Source organism: Halobacterium sp. CBA1132, from assembly GCF_001485535.1.
Taxonomy (GTDB): Archaea; Halobacteriota; Halobacteria; order Halobacteriales; family Halobacteriaceae; genus Halobacterium.
On record NZ_BCMZ01000003.1, the window covers coordinates 37,747 to 52,273 of the forward strand.

A 14,527-nucleotide genomic window follows, 5' to 3' on the forward strand; every position below is an offset into this window, starting at 1 on the left:
CCCACCATGAGGAGTGCCAACATGTTTGACGGGCGGGAATGCCAGATTCCGGCTGTTTGAGACAAAGAATTTACTGTCTGATGGCGTTAGTTCCGAGCAACCCTACCCGAAGGGCGACTGTAAGGCCGATAGTCCCACACAGTAAAACCTGGTCAATGCAGACGTCTGGTCCGACTGAAACCGATTCAGTCACCGAACCAAACCATGACCATGCCTTCGAGCCGGCCTGTGTCGGCGTCCCACACGCCCTCGCCCTCGAAACCGTCCTTGTCGTTGTAGCGCATGAGGCGCTGGTAGTTGACTTCGTTCCAGAGAGCAGCAGAAACGTCCAACAGATCCCTAGCAGTTGCTCTCCATTGCCGGAGAGCAGTCGCACAGCGAACGTGTTGGTACGCTTCACGACAACAGATTATTATACTTTTAGCCCTTTCGTTATGCTCCCCCAATATCGACATTTCACACACGCTCGGTGGTCGAATCAAAGACTACGCAGAAGCGAGCGACTTGAATCTCTCGGAAACTTACACCGGGGTTTTAGATGCAGGTCTAAAATCGTTGGAGGCTCAAGACCAACAGTAACACGACGCTTTCCTACCAGATCTTACGTGATCCACGCCCGCCGTAAACGGCGGGGACTCTCTCGCTGTTGAAGGGTCATCTGCTTGTTTGGTGTTGTTCTGCTGGCTGGTGCCTATGCCGGTGTTTGTTGTTGAGTTGTTATTGTGTGGGAATTGGCCGCCCCGGGTTTCGTGTTAATGCCCAACACACTTTTGCTGCTTGGAACACAACAATTAATCATGTACAAACCACGGCCACCAAGATGGCTCCACACCAAATACGCGCGATCACTCGCTCCCGTAGACAGACTCCACGAATTAGTACGACTACTCGAATCACTATTCGAGGTGAGTGCAGGCATTGGCCTCCTCCTCTATCTCATCGGAGGACTCACCGGATCCACAGACTCCGCCACACTTGGCGTTATGATTGGCGTACTCGCGGTCGTTGGAAACCTCACAGTAACGTCAATCCGCCAGACAGCATTCCAAACCGGCTAATCCCGGATTCACTCTTCACGAAACCCAGAATGTCAAAGAAGCAGAGTGATAGTCCGGTGGGTGCCGACGCGGTCCTCAAGCTCGCGGCGGATCGCGTCCAACTCCTCAAGCCGCTCCCGGGAGTGGCCCGACGTCCGGACCTCCTCGACGAGCCGGTCGTACTCCGCAACCAGTTCGTCGACGTCCCCACTCAAATCCACGCGCGTCGACGCTATCGACGTCGACGCTGATTCCTCGACCATTAGAATACCCCCTTCTTCTCGAATTCCTTCGTCTGATTATAAATCCCGCGTGCAGTCATCACGGCCTGCACTTCCGACCAGTCCGTAGTCTGGACGCGAATCGTGTTCTCCCCAGCCGTAAACGCCCCCGCCGGCAGATTCACCGTCGCGTTCCCATACAAGCGTCCATTCCGGAGCTGTGAATCCGGAACCTCAACCGTCTGAGAGTCACCATCCGCGTTCGTAATCGTAACCGATGGCTGGTTGGTCACGACGCGGCTGCCGTTGTACGTCGCGATAACTGAGACGTCGGGCTGAATACCGTCGACGGTTGGTGCTTGCACTCGCATCTCGTTCTGTCCGAGCGTCAGGGCGCTCGAATTCACGTCAACAGGCGCCGTCAACACACCACTCTCGTCAAACGCGCTCGGATACGCGTACTCCTCGCCATTCACGCTGACAGTGGCGGATTCCGCGGCCACTCGAATCGGGTACGCGACCTCGTATCCGATGCCGCCGCCAGCACTCTGTATTTCGAGTGTCGTCGCCGGCGACAGTGGCTCCTCGATAGCGACCGTTGTCGCGTTCGCGAGCCGTCCGTTGTCCTCGTAGAGCGTCCGTCCATCCTCGGTCTGGATAGTCGGGGATTCAGTCACAGTCCGGGATTGCCACTCTAGGGTGGCGTCGAAGCGCGTCATCCGTTGGTCGCCGGCAACCGTGACCGTCGTCTCACCCGGCGGCACCTCCCCCGCTGGAATTGTCATCGTTCGCGTCCCTGTGAAGCCTCCAGCAAGGCTCGCAACCTCCTGACTGTTCTTCGTGATGGTGAGGAAGCCTTGTTCGCCGCGCTGTTGTTCGACAATCTTGGCGGCCTCCTTGTCCTTCGAAGAACTGTCGCGCTCCTCGAGTTCCCGAATACCGAGCCAGAAGAGGGGGTCCTTGAACCCCGTGACCGAACCACTCCGAAGGTCGGTGGCGACGTCTCCGACTGATTCGCCGTTCGGGCCGTTCTCCGTCCAGTCCTTCGGCGCCGGCTTGAAGATGACTTGGACGACAGCGAGTGAGTCGTCGAGGGTGAGCATTTCACCCATAATATCGCTGTACGGGTCGCCGTGTTGGAAGCCCTCGGCGTTGTGGTGGCGAATCGGGAGGAAGGTGTGGCGTTCTTCGGAGAGTCGGGCGGCGGCGACGTGGTCGGATGGGCGAAGTTCGGGGAACGCTACTCCGGTGGTTCGGGGTGTGACTTCGGAGTTGGTGTAGGTGTTGGTGGTGCGGCGTTGGAAGCGATCACTGGCGCGTTCGTTGGCGGCGTAGAGCCGAAACCGGAATTCGCCGCGGTCGAACCAGATTTCGAAGGCGTGGGCGGGGCTGGCGTTCTTGCCGTCGCGGATGCGGACGTCGTGGAGGGCTTGGAGGAGGTTGGCGCCCGCGTCGATGCCGTCGTTGTCTTGGTAGGGGTGCGGATGTCGGAGAGGTCGCCCACTACAATCGTCCCAACTCCTTCGTCAACACACCGTTGGACGATGTGTTTGGAGAGCGTGTGGAAGTAGTGGGTACGCCGACGAGATTTCTTCTGGTTCAATCGCGTGGCCTGCTCGGAGTCCGAGTCGTCACAGCGAGCGATACGCTTGCTGAAGTAGTAGTCGTCCTCCTTCAGACAGTTGAGCGGGTACAGTTCGCTGTGGCCGTCTTCGTAGGCGAGTGCGGCGAAGTTGTTGATACCGAGGTCAACACCCATCGTTTTCTCACCGGGGGCTTCATCCACGTCGATTTCGACTTTGCAGACGAAGTGTAGTTCCCACTCGTTACCCGTCCAGACTGCTCGAACTTGTTGGACGTTCTCCACGGTGGAGAGCTCAACGTCGGGGCGTGTCTGGTACTCGCAGAGGATGAAGTCCGACCAGTAGTCTTTGAGGTTCGACCCTTTCGAGAGTCGGACTCGCTCGTACTGGGTGTCGAGTTTGAACCCAGCGGCTTTGAACGTGACCGTGCTTCGTGGGTGTTCGTCGCCGTGTTTGCGGTACTTCGGCGGGTTCGCTCGTGTGTCTCCGTTTTGTCGTTTGCCGTACCAGCCGTTGAACGCCTCAGCGAGTTCTTGAAGGACTCGCTGACTTGACTGAGAATGCAGGTCATCGTAGCGTTCGTGGCTCTTGAGGTACGATGTGAGTTCGTTGTGATCGGGAATGTGACCGACTTCTGACCACACGCGGTCACAGACCCACCGTCCGACGTTCCAGAGTTTACTGGCAGCGAACCCGAGCGAATCAAGGTCGTCCTGCACCCGTGACTGGTTCCGAATGGACGCAGTATAGGTGCGAGTGACAACCTCTTTCGCCATATGTAAACTATGTAGGAAGTCTTACTTGAAGATATGAGTTCGATCGTAGAATATCCAGCCTGCCATCGACTCGTGGATTGTGTAGGAGTTGTCGGATTCATCCCCGCCCTTGGAGTTTCGCTTCAAGTATTCGGAAGAATAATGAACTCTGTCTGACAGGCCATAGATGTATGTCGCGTGATGAATTAGATCAGCCATCGCTCACCCCAGAGGAGTTGGATTACACGCAACTCCCTGACCAGACCATGTACAAGATACAGACAGAGAGCGACCAGAGTGGGGACGTTCGAGCGTATCCGCTTACGATTCGAACGAACGAGTTTCGGTTGTTGTACTTCGAACTTGACCCCACCGGCGGAATCGACTGGCATACACATACGCCGGGACTTGACGAAGTGAACCTCTGTCTCAGTGGGCACGCGAAATACACTTTAGAGCGTGCGGATGGGAGCTACCAGACGCTCGAAATCGGGCCGATGGAGTTCGTGTACCTGCCGGGCGGCGCGCGCCACAAAATCGAGGTCGTCGGTGACGAGGTTCACCGCTCGGTGTCGGCAGCCAAATTCGATACCGCTGCCCGCCTCGAAGCCGTGGAAAACGATGGTGAACCGGACGAAACCGAAGACAGTGGTTCCGCCTCGGGGGACGCACTCTGGGTCGACCGGAAGCGAGACGAGGTCGTCGAGAAAGATGACGATTTAGTCACCTCGTAAGTGGTACGTGGCCGGCCTATACAAGCCGGCCCAACGACGGGTGCACTAACGTCTGTCATCTCCGCTATTCGGCCGCTGGACTCTCGCTCGGTGTCGGGATGACCCTTCCTACAGGTCGCGATTCAGTCCGAGAAACGCGTCCGAGTTCGTGCCGAACAAAACCAAATGCTGATTGGGGATAGCCCATACAAACGCTGTCTGTCGGATTCCCTTAATTCTCCTCGTCGTTAGGGTCCAGGCCGCGGGCTTCCAGAATCAGCTCACCAACCCGTTCGGGATTCTCGACAGCCAGCCGGTACAGCGATCATGGATTTCACGCTTCTCAACCCGGTTCGATTAGGCGGCTCTCGACCGCCGCTCTTGTACCCTGGATTTCTTTTCCACCCCTCCATCTCCTCTATCTATCTTATCTTTCTCAAAGTAGTCATCTACTCTACCTACTGTTTCTACTTTGCAGTAGATAGCTACTGTACTGTTGCCATTGGAATCTCTCTACTCTAACTACTCCTTCTGTTTCGGTTACTCTGACTACTCCATCTACTGCATCTACTTTGACTACTTTGGAAAAGCTAAAGGAGGTGTGTGGCAGCCTCTCAGGTGGCAACCAATATGGCACAACGCGATACCGACAAAACCCCGCGCGCAGTCTGCGTCGGCATCCTGAAAGGCGGCTTCGGGAAAACCACCACCGCGCTCAACCTCGCTCGCGAGCTCGCGCACCGCAACGAACGCGCCCTCCTTGTCGACCTCGACGACAACGGCCACCTCACCCTCAACCTCGGCCATCGCGAAGCCTACCAAAGCGGCTCCGGGGACGGGGACGAAAACCACGCCGAAGCGGTCCTCGTCGATGAAGCCGACCCTCGCGACTATGTTGTCGACGTTGCTGGCGGCCTCGACCTCTTCCCCTCGCACGCACAACTCGAAGAGGTTGAATCAACGCTGAAGAGCGCCGTGCAGGGGTCTGCTCGTCTGAAACAGCATCTTGTCGAACCGCTGCTGGGTGATGAGTACGACTACATCGTGGTGGACTGTCCGGCGAATCGCGGGAAGCTCAACGACAACGCGATGTACGCGACCGGGAATCTCATCATCCCGCTACGGCCGGAACTCGGGTATGAGACTGGCCTTGACAACACCGTCAACCGGCTCGTGAAGCCGGCGCGGCGGTACTTCGACCTCGATATCCTCGCGGTCGTGCCGTCCGACCTGCAGCGGCGTATCGACCAAGCCACGCTCGACCAAGAACTCCTCCGTGAAATCACGACACGGGAGGGTGTAGCGTCGAAAGTCCCGAGCTTCGCGTACATCTCCGAGGCCGACTGGGACGCTATCGCGAACGGTGAGTACGATGGTGGCCTGCCGGGGATTCGGCATCGTGACGCGATCAACAACTCGCTGCGGGACGCGAACGAGCCGCTGCGGGACTACGACCCCGACTGCGACCAACTGGAAGCGTACGATGAACTTGCTCGCATCGTCGAACGCGGTGAGGTGATTCGCGATGAGTGACGAATCGAACCCGTTTGACGACCTCAACGAGAGTATCGAGGACCAGGACGCCGACGACTCTGCGGACAACGAATCAACGGCGGCGACATCCACGGCGTCGACATCGACGGCAGCGACCGACGACTCTAGTGATGATGGAACTGATGAACCGATGACGACGGGCGAACAGCTACCAGAAGATGGGAAGACGGCGGACCCGTATCTGACGAAAGCGTTCGAGTTCGGGGACGAGGCGACCCAGTTCCCGTTCTACGTCCGCGAGGACACGCTTGACGCGTGGGAGGTCGTCGACGACGTGGAGGTGACGCCCGCGCTCGTGCAGGACGGCGTGAAGGACGTCACGACCTCCGAGAAACACGATGCGATGCTGCAGATGGTGCTGGACCGGCCGGACTTGCTCGTGGAGTACATCAAGGAGGCACGCGGGATTCCGGACGCAGACACGAGCGACTTCCGCGACGAATCGTAGGCGTCTCCGGAAGCCAGTTGCCGAATACTTTTACCCGACCGTCTGCAAGTGGGAGTGCGAGCGAGCTGGTGAGTGTCGCTTTGTGCCATAAATGGGATGCACACCCGCTCTCTCGCTTTCCTAAACGCTGAGTGGCTGCTGTGGCGTCCGTAGTGGTGTCGCACGTAGCAACAACCAACATCTCTCCGGGACTGGTCGATGGGAACACTACGGGCACGCCTTATGCGTTCGTCGCGAGCTTGTAAACGCCACCTAGCGAGGGGTACCAGTAGTTGAAACTCGTTTCTTCAGTTAGACTGCTAGGTGTTCCAGATGCTAAGTACAGGTAATACACTATACGTTCATCCGAGAAATTGCGAGTATATCGGCATGGATAATCTGGAGTTGCCAGTAAGGTTTAGTATTTGGATGTTTGGTATTGAAATAATGGAACAAAGGAAGATTGTATTTCGGCTAAACATTATCATCTGGCTATTACTTACCCTTATCACAATGCAGGTCTGGCCAGTTCTACGGACGGTTGAAGGGCTGCTCATTATTCTCTTCGTGGGCGGGTCTCTTGGCCTTTATTCGGCTATTCGCAAATTTGACTAAATGCACTCGTGAGACAGTAATCGTTCGATTCTCAGCCCTACTTACTGCCTATTTCAGGACTGAATCCAGTCTTCTCCGACACGCAGATTTGCTAAGTACAGGGGGCGTAATTCACTTAGAGGGCTTTCCAGAATCCATAGAGGACCATGCTAAGGCCGACTACGAAGATTCTGATGGTAACCTCACCCACGCCCCCCCCCCACAGGGTCCTTATACCATGAAATAGCGCCAGTACAAGCGCCATACCGAGGGATGAAGACGCGAGCGTATGCCTCGGTGACGTGTGCGCCACAGTTCTGGCACTCTGACATACGAAAGACAGTAAATTAATCCAGGATAGGATTATCGGCTATCAGTTGTTGTAAATACGATTTCTTTGCTCCGCACGGTGGTCGGCGTGGAATGGGAGAGGTACTGGTCCGGGCGTTCAGGTATACAGTCGCTGCTCGTTACTTGCATAACTCCGAGGAGATGGTTCGGGAGCGCTACTCGCATATTGAAGCTGGTGAACTCGGTAATGTCGCAACCAAAGCATTAGAACAGGTCGATTGACGCAAGCGTTTATACGGGAAGAGAACCGATACTCAGTTATCTGATGAGTCTTGACCAGGCGGTTGTCGAAGCGCTTGCGACATACAATATGTCGCACAGCGAAGACGCCGAGGAAACGGGCCGAACAGTCGCCACGCTTCAAGACTAGTAGAACCGCTCAGTCGAGATCCCGGATTTTATCCGCGAATTCTGCTTTCGAGAGGCCAGACGTGTCTTTTAGCTCCGGATAGCCGGCACGGTCGACAGCCCCCTCAACGAACGTTACCCAGAGATCCTCGTGCTTCTCCGCGTAGACAATTTTCGCCTCACTTGGGTACATATCCAGCTCGTATTCAGTCAGGTCGATCACCTCGGACATCCCTACTACGTCTCAGGGAACGCGATCTACCACGCGCTCGGGATGCAGATGGAGCACGACGTCCACCAGCACATCAACGCCAGCCACGGGATGTTCGTGCCCGGCCAGTTCGGGACGTTCCCCGAAGAGCACTCCCAGAGCGGCATCCGACCGTATCTCAGGAGCGGCCTCCCGGACGTCGAGTCCTACGACGACCTGTTCCTGATGCGGAATCCCGCCCACCGCTGGCTGCTCGATTCCCGGCCACAAGATGCGCTGAACACGCACGACATCCGGCCGCAGAGCGGGGCACCCGGCGCTGTCCCACGAGACGATCATGGGCAAGCCAGAGGGCGCTCGCAAGCAGCAACAGACGACGAAGTGGTACATCAACGCCTACCTGCACGCCGATGACCCCGACGCGCTCCCGCTAGGCGAGGACGTGCTGGAGGGCCTCCAGTTCGGGGGGCAAACGGAACTACGGCTACGGCGTCACCCGGCTGAAAGCCACGCAAGTTGTCGACCTCGATGACCTGGACTACTCCCGACTCGAGGACGGCGATGCCTTCTTCGTGGAGGTGATGACGCCGTTTGTGCTGGAGTCGGAGAACCCCAGCGCCGCTGATCAGGACGTCCCGTGGTGGTGGAAGGAGAGCCGACGCGATCTCCGTGAACGCGAGGAGAAGATCCTCGAACAACGCGAGGTGTACAAGCTCCAGACCGTTGACCACGGACAGGTCGTGAAGTACGAGGGCGACCGCCCGGTCGAGACCGCGAAGAGCGGTATCCTCCGGGTCGGTAGTCACTCGAAGTACGGGTTCGGAGAGCTTCGAGTGACGCCGGTTGAACCCCGGTCGGAAAAGTATCAGAACTCAGAGGAAAACGAGGGTCACCGGGTGAGATACCTCAGGTGTGACGGGAGAATCGGCACGAAAAAATCACGCCGCAGGCTAAATAAAGAAATCGTATTTTCAATAACTTCTATTGGGCAAGCAACCCGCCATCGACGATTATCGGTTGACCCATTACATACGAAGCGTCCTCCGAACAGAGCCAAACAACAGTGCTGGCTATCTCTTGGGGATCGCCGAGACGTCCTGCAGGAATACCTGCAGTGATGCGGTCCATCTCTTCTGCATTATCTTCGCCCGCTTGTTGGACCATTGGCGTGTCGATGACGCCCGGACAGACAGCGTTGAAGCGGATTCCGTCTTCAGCATAATCAACCGTCGCCCGTCGGGTTAGTCCGATAACGCCGTGTTTACTGGCGGCGTAGTGTGCACTCCCGTTTGCGCTTACGCCGGCGACCGAGGACGTGTTAACGATGGCTCCACCACCGCGTTCGATCATTTCCGGGATCTCGGCTTTTAGGCACCGCCAGACCCCTTTCAAGTTGATGTCAATCATTCGGTCCCACTCCTCTTCGTCGTACTCGGCGAGACGGGTTCCCTCAGCTGCGATCCCAGCGTTGTTGTGTGCGAAGTCTAATCCACCGTACTCATCGAGTGCGGTCTGTACCATCGCAGCGACATCGTCGGAGTCAGTAACATCTGTCCTGATGAACGTCGCTTCACCGCTGTCAGCCTCGATTATCTCGGTTGTTTCTTGGCCGCCATCCTCGTCGACGTCGGCAACGACGACTTTCGCTCCGGCTTCGGCGAATCGAATTGATGACTGTCGGCCGATTCCTGATCCACCACCGGTGACGATTGCAACTCCGTCTTGAATTCCGTTCATATTAGTGACTTCCACGCCGTTGAGCGCGGACTGTTAACTATTCACAAGTATCTGAGATATACTTATCGGAAACCTGGGTGGAAGCTGAATGACCATGCCAACAGAAACGGTGCCCCGACCATCGCCAAACAAACCGTGAACAAGTACGACCAACCACAGTCTAAGAAAGCAACTGCTAGCGCATCCTGAAATACAGATTACCGTCAGACGTGCTGAACTAACGTGCTACCAGGGTTTTAGCGGTCGTATTTCTAGCAGAGTACTTTCGAAATATTCCCGGATTCAATCCCGGGCGGTGGTAATGTCGAACCGAGCCCCACCATCTGACCGGTTTGTGGCTGTAATCTCCCAGCCATGCCGGTCAACAACTACCTTGACGATACTGAGTCCGAATCCGTTCCCCTCATTAGCAGTCGTATACCCTGCTTCGAACAACTCCGCCTGCTCATCGTTGGGGAATCCGTCTCCGTCATCAGCAACATAAAACCCCGTCTCGGTATCACCAATTGTTACCGACACGTCCGGTCCGCCGTGGTCGATTGCGTTCTGCAAGAGATTCGTGACAAGTTGCTGGAGTTGATCGCGGTCCGCGCAGACGGTTCGCTCTGTGTTAACCGTGAGTGTCGCGTCAGCCGTCGAAACCGTCTCCCAGCAGGTTCGTGCTATTGGTGCCAACGACACTGGTTCGAAATCCATCGCCTCCTCACCAACGTGTGCAAACGTCAGTAAATCCTCAATCATCACGTCCATCCGGTCTAATGCATCGTCTATCTTCTCGATATATTCGCTCTCGCAGTCCTCTCGTAGCAAGTCTACGTGACCGCTAGCGAGTTGTAACGGGTTCCGTAGGTCGTGACTCACCACGCTCGTAAATCGCTCTAATCGTTCGTTCTGTTGGACAAGCTCACGCTCGCGTCGCTTCTGCTCGCTAATATCGCGATCCATCGCCACAAACCGATCCTTCCCCTCCAAATTAAGGCGAATCAGATGGATTTCGATGGGGAATGTTGACCCGTCGCTCCGTTTGAGCTCTCCCTCAAATCGATGTGGGCGATTCGGTGGCATGGTCTCCCAGAACGACGACGCGCGCTCTTGGTCCGCAGTCGGATCGAGGTCCCAAACAGTTCGCCCAATAAGTTCCGCCTCAGTATACCCGAGTTCATCACATAACCGCTGATTTACATCCCGGATGACGCCGTTGATGTCGTGTACAGCGAACATATCCGGTGAGTGCTCGAACAGCGCTTCTAGCCGTGCAGTCTGTGTCTGTAGCGTGCGCTTGTGCTGTTTCTCTTCCGTTATATTCTCTTGGAACCCGACGAATAAATCGATTTCACCATTATCATCGAACAGCGGGGCAATACGGACCCGATTCCAGAACGCCGTCCCATCCTTCCGGTAATTCCGTAATTCGACCACTGCCGACGCCTCGTTCTCGATTGCAGCCCGGAGCTCTGCGACAGGCTCTTCAGCGGTCCCCTCTCCCTGAAGGAATCGACAATTTCGCCCGATAACCTCCTGTCGCTCGTAGCCGGTCAGCGCCGTAAATTCCTCGTTCGCGTAGACAATTGGATTATCTTTCTGCTGGGGGTCAGTCAACAGGATTCCAATCGGCGCTTCATCCAACGCTCGTTCTTTCATAGGCCGGTGTAGAGACTCGGTATCACTTTCTGGGGGTGTAATCGTACAGATTAATGATTCATCGTCCGTGTAGGAGACTGTGTGTTCGACGGTGATCTCTTCGCCATTCTTCCGAACAAATGATGTGGTCCCATGCCACCAACCGTGGCGTGCTTCCGGCAGCAAGACATCATACACGTGCTCAACGTCGTCGTCATGATAGAGCGTTTCCCAGTGCACCCCGAGAAGTTCCTCGCGGTCGTAGCCGAGCATATCTGCATACGCTGAGTTCACGTATTCGATGTAGCCGTCTGCATCGAGAATACCAATGCCGTCTTGGGCGGTTTCGATAGCTTCGAGCCCGCGATTCATGTACTGTTCCGCGCGGAATCCTTCGACGGCGTTCTGAACCCGATTAGCGAGGACGCTGTACTGTTCTGTGCCGCCGGCTTTCTGGAGGTAGTCTGTAACACCTGCCGTAATTGCCTCACTGGCAATCTCCTCACTACCCTTCCCCGTGAAGAGAATAAACGGAAGGTCCGGATAGGTTTCACGTACTCGTTCTAAGACGTCTAATCCATCCAGTTCTGGCATGTTGTAGTCGCTCACAATACAATCTATCGACACCGCATCACCGCTGAGCATATCGAGTGCGTCTCGTGGATCTGTCTCGGAATGGACAGTGAAGTGTTCGCGTTCACGTTCGAGGAAGGTAGCTACGAGATCGCTGAAACTGGCGTCGTCGTCAATATGGAGGATATCGATAGGCCTCGACGTTGGACGCGCTCGTGTATTCGGAGGGCGTTCCCAATCGGACATACCGTTGCATTAGAGAGGTACATTATAGAACCTAAGGAGAAGACATAGACCTATAGATGCGGGACGAATCCATCAACTAGCCATACACCTACGGAGATGGGATTCGTTGAATACCCCACACAGACTAGTTTTAGCTGAAAGTAGGCGCTAAGCCCCCTTCCTCAGCGAGCGCCGACCGAACGGGAGGTGCGAGCAGGGAGGGGATACAGTGGTGCACAATTCGCAATCCACTTCGGTTAGTTTAAAAAACAGACTAGCCAATCAAACTGATATGTACGACTTGACTGCCTTCCAGCGAGATATCCTCTACATCGCTGCTGGCTTCGACAAACCGCACGGCCTCGCCATCAAAGACGAACTTGAGGACCACTACGAATCCGAGGTCAACCACGGCCGCCTCTACCCCAACCTCAACAAACTCGTTGACAAGGGCCTGCTTGAGAAAGAGAAGAAAGACGGCCGAACAAACAGCTACACACTAACCGGCCGAGGCGAACGCGAAATCCAAGCCCAAGAAGAGTGGGAAGCCCAGTACATCGAAGACTAGCTACACCCGAACGAAACCATCCCGGCAGACCGTCAGTGAAGGAGGGTGGGCGGTCGGTGGGTGCTGGTGCGGGCCTCACGCTCGTGGCGAATTGTGTCCGGGTTCTCAAGGTAGTTCAGGAAGTGGCCGGGTGTTGGCGTCTCCTCGATGATTTGGTTGTGGTTCGCGTTCCAGTGAGTGTCGATACTTGTTGAGGGTGGTTGTGAGTTGAGTTCTAGGATTTGTTTGGATGGGCGTTGGGGGTGGTTTGAGGATGGTGGAATACTTCGAAGGCGGTGGCATAGTTTTATAGAATCGGATGCAGCAATGAAGGATATGCGAAGTGAGGAGTCCATCCGCGTCGGCTACGCAACGGCCAACGAGGACGAACCAACGTGTAACACCACGAACCGCTCAAAGCACGCCGACCAACGTCTCGCGGTGGAGGCGTCGACAGATGACTGAACCGGCTGACACTGACAACGACGACTCCGAATCCACGCAAGAAGCGGACAGCGAAGCCTCGTTATCTGTCCGTGAGATGGTTCAACAGGTCGGCAACCAGTCAGTGTTCAGGAATCGCAATCTGGTTGAACCGGACACCATCATCGACCGGGACCGAATCGTCGGTCGTGATGACCAACTGAAAGCAGTTGTCTCGAATCTCCGCCAGGTTCTGAACGGAAATCGCCCCCCGAATCTCCTGCTTTACGGTCCTGCAGGAACGGGTAAATCACTCATCTTTGATGCGGTCACCCGTCAAATCAAGGACCTCTCGAAAAACCAGGGGGCATAACTTTGGGACGCTCCGGATTAACTGCCAGAATCTCCGGAGTCTCGACGAAGCCGTCTACGCACTGGTTCGAGAAGCAGCGGACGACCTCGGTGAAACCGTCGGCGTACCCCGGAATGGTGTCTCAACGAACGAGAAGTACGATCGACTGTATGATCTCTTGGATAATGGGTACGGTTCGGTGGTCTTCGTGCTTGACGAGATTGACTTGTTGACGGGGCGGCGGTCATCAACATTTGACTGCTCCTTCGCGGGTGGCGTATGCGGTGTATCAGTATGTGGCGGATATACTTGATGCGAATGCGCGAACTCGGGAGACGTTCAATAACTATGTTCGGGAGATTGGGACGTACGGGCAGCTTAATCACGAGCGGAAGAGTTTGGGTGGGAAGAGTGGTGGTGGGATGTATTTGAAGTATGAGTTTAAGCGTGATCCGGCGGAGATTACGGCACGGTTGAAACAGGATAACCGGCTGCAGGAGTTGGGGGAGCGAGAGGAGGAGGTGAAGGAGGTGGTTCGGGCGCAGTGGCGGGAGTTCGTACAGGAGTAGCAGGCATTAGAGGATTAGACACCGTTGTTGGTGTGTTTCTAGGAAAGTAGGGGTGGGAATAGGCGGACCCCCACACCGTCTTCGAAGTATCTTTGCAACGTTGCGCAGGTGTGCGTGGGGCGGTTTGGGAGTTTTCGGTCTCCCGAACGTCAGCAAGACGAGATCCCCGAGAACAGCTGATGCGTGTCAGACACCGTCTTCGAAGTATAATTCCGGGCTAATAAGCCGAAAGAGAGGGTTTGGACAGAACTAAGAGAATAAAGAGCAAGGAAGTCATGAAACTACTTCCTTGCTGACTACCCATTACGGATTCTGTTACACCCACACCATATTAAATCACCCGTTTAATATATACGAAATAGAACACTCGCGCCTTAGCTATTCACTCCACTAACTACGGCACAATTCACCATTACCGGCTCTCTCTCAAGATATTCCGCAACCACAGGACCCCAATGATACTTCGAAAAACGGTGTGGGTGTGCCCCTTCTTTCAAGCTCGCAGCGGATCGCGTCCAACTCCTCAAGCCGCTCCCGAGAATGCCCCGACGTCCGGACCTCCTCGACGAGCCGGACTCACCCAAAACGAAACCATATTATCAACGGTTATACCAATAGTTCAGCCCTTGATAGTGGCTCGTCCTCAAAAACACAGGTGACGGCTGATACAACGCAACTTCGTGGGAC

10 protein-coding genes and 5 pseudogenes are annotated in these 14,527 nt (G+C 55.6%); 8 read left to right on the forward strand and 7 right to left on the reverse strand.

Features of this window, described 5'->3' with window-relative positions; all coding sequences use genetic code 11:
- Positions 1 to 212: 212 nt before the first annotated feature.
- From AVZ66_RS15085 to AVZ66_RS15945, 4 genes and pseudogenes are all read right to left on the reverse strand, one after another.
- Positions 213 to 400: pseudogene (locus tag AVZ66_RS15085) on the reverse strand (RNA-guided endonuclease TnpB family protein); the annotation flags it as partial.
- A gap of 690 nt (positions 401 to 1,090) precedes the next feature.
- Positions 1,091 to 1,300, reverse strand: coding sequence for a hypothetical protein (locus AVZ66_RS15090; protein WP_058984994.1), 210 nt, complete (start codon positions 1,298 to 1,300; stop codon positions 1,091 to 1,093).
- The gene (locus tag AVZ66_RS15095; protein ID WP_058984995.1) at positions 1,300 to 2,370 is read right to left on the reverse strand and encodes a hypothetical protein; all 1,071 of its coding nucleotides are present in this window, start codon (positions 2,368 to 2,370) and stop codon (positions 1,300 to 1,302) included. Before AVZ66_RS15095 ends, AVZ66_RS15090 begins: the two co-directional genes overlap by 1 nt.
- Before the next feature lie 368 nt (positions 2,371 to 2,738).
- Positions 2,739 to 3,617: pseudogene (locus AVZ66_RS15945) on the reverse strand (RNA-guided endonuclease InsQ/TnpB family protein); the annotation flags it as partial.
- A gap of 329 nt (positions 3,618 to 3,946) precedes the next feature.
- Here AVZ66_RS15945 and AVZ66_RS15110 point away from each other — a divergent pair.
- From AVZ66_RS15110 to AVZ66_RS16970, 4 genes and pseudogenes are all read left to right on the forward strand, one after another.
- Positions 3,947 to 4,330, forward strand: a complete 384-nt coding sequence (locus AVZ66_RS15110) for a cupin domain-containing protein (RefSeq protein WP_231727221.1) — start codon at positions 3,947 to 3,949, stop codon at positions 4,328 to 4,330.
- Positions 4,331 to 4,939: 609 nt separating this feature from the next.
- On the forward strand, positions 4,940 to 5,842 hold the full coding sequence (locus AVZ66_RS15115) for a ParA family protein (protein WP_058984999.1): 903 nt from the start codon (positions 4,940 to 4,942) through the stop codon (positions 5,840 to 5,842).
- Positions 5,835 to 6,311, forward strand: a complete 477-nt coding sequence (locus AVZ66_RS15120) for a hypothetical protein (protein ID WP_058985000.1) — start codon at positions 5,835 to 5,837, stop codon at positions 6,309 to 6,311. Before AVZ66_RS15115 ends, AVZ66_RS15120 begins: the two co-directional genes overlap by 8 nt.
- Positions 6,312 to 7,268: 957 nt before the next feature.
- Positions 7,269 to 7,457 (forward strand): annotated as a pseudogene (locus AVZ66_RS16970) (site-specific integrase); the annotation flags it as partial.
- 157 nt (positions 7,458 to 7,614) lie between these two features.
- Here AVZ66_RS16970 and AVZ66_RS15955 read toward each other — a convergent pair.
- Positions 7,615 to 7,815: a hypothetical protein gene (locus AVZ66_RS15955; protein WP_231727222.1), complete on the reverse strand. Its 201-nt coding sequence runs from the start codon at positions 7,813 to 7,815 to the stop codon at positions 7,615 to 7,617.
- Between the two features lie 42 nt (positions 7,816 to 7,857).
- Between AVZ66_RS15955 and AVZ66_RS17210 the strand changes: the two are divergent.
- Positions 7,858 to 8,675: pseudogene (locus tag AVZ66_RS17210) on the forward strand (hypothetical protein); the annotation flags it as partial.
- Between the two features lie 100 nt (positions 8,676 to 8,775).
- On the opposite strand, the gene AVZ66_RS15135 reads toward AVZ66_RS17210, so the two are convergent.
- Positions 8,776 to 9,531, reverse strand: a complete 756-nt coding sequence (locus AVZ66_RS15135) for a glucose 1-dehydrogenase (protein ID WP_058985002.1) — start codon at positions 9,529 to 9,531, stop codon at positions 8,776 to 8,778.
- Positions 9,532 to 9,813: 282 nt separating this feature from the next.
- Positions 9,814 to 11,970, reverse strand: coding sequence for a PAS domain S-box protein (locus tag AVZ66_RS15140; protein WP_082678916.1), 2,157 nt, complete (start codon positions 11,968 to 11,970; stop codon positions 9,814 to 9,816).
- Positions 11,971 to 12,241: 271 nt separating this feature from the next.
- On the opposite strand from AVZ66_RS15140, the gene AVZ66_RS15150 reads away from it, so the two are divergent.
- From AVZ66_RS15150 to AVZ66_RS15960, 3 genes and pseudogenes are all read left to right on the forward strand, one after another.
- Positions 12,242 to 12,517, forward strand: a complete 276-nt coding sequence (locus AVZ66_RS15150) for a PadR family transcriptional regulator (protein WP_058985004.1) — start codon at positions 12,242 to 12,244, stop codon at positions 12,515 to 12,517.
- Positions 12,518 to 12,832: 315 nt separating this feature from the next.
- Complete coding sequence (locus tag AVZ66_RS17110) at positions 12,833 to 12,961, forward strand: hypothetical protein (protein ID WP_269432498.1); 129 nt, start codon at positions 12,833 to 12,835, stop codon at positions 12,959 to 12,961.
- Positions 12,962 to 13,037: 76 nt separating this feature from the next.
- Positions 13,038 to 13,840: pseudogene (locus AVZ66_RS15960) on the forward strand (AAA family ATPase).
- The last annotated feature ends 687 nt before the right edge of the window (positions 13,841 to 14,527 follow it).

What these genes read in the sequence shown, in the direction of transcription:
- AVZ66_RS15090 (WP_058984994.1), bottom strand. Translation starts at nt 1,300, where the DNA reads ATGGTCGAGGAATCAGCGTCGACGTCGATAGCGTCGACGCGCGTGGAT.
- AVZ66_RS15095 (WP_058984995.1), bottom strand. Translation starts at nt 2,370, where the DNA reads ATGGGTGAAATGCTCACCCTCGACGACTCACTCGCTGTCGTCCAAGTC.
- AVZ66_RS15115 (WP_058984999.1), top strand. Translation starts at nt 4,940, where the DNA reads ATGGCACAACGCGATACCGACAAAACCCCGCGCGCAGTCTGCGTCGGC.
- AVZ66_RS15120 (WP_058985000.1), top strand. Translation starts at nt 5,835, where the DNA reads ATGAGTGACGAATCGAACCCGTTTGACGACCTCAACGAGAGTATCGAG.
- AVZ66_RS15955 (WP_231727222.1), bottom strand. Translation starts at nt 7,815, where the DNA reads ATGTCCGAGGTGATCGACCTGACTGAATACGAGCTGGATATGTACCCA.
- AVZ66_RS15135 (WP_058985002.1), bottom strand. Translation starts at nt 9,531, where the DNA reads ATGAACGGAATTCAAGACGGAGTTGCAATCGTCACCGGTGGTGGATCA.
- AVZ66_RS15140 (WP_082678916.1), bottom strand. Translation starts at nt 11,970, where the DNA reads ATGTCCGATTGGGAACGCCCTCCGAATACACGAGCGCGTCCAACGTCG.
- AVZ66_RS15150 (WP_058985004.1), top strand. Translation starts at nt 12,242, where the DNA reads ATGTACGACTTGACTGCCTTCCAGCGAGATATCCTCTACATCGCTGCT.
- AVZ66_RS17110 (WP_269432498.1), top strand. Translation starts at nt 12,833, where the DNA reads ATGCGAAGTGAGGAGTCCATCCGCGTCGGCTACGCAACGGCCAACGAG.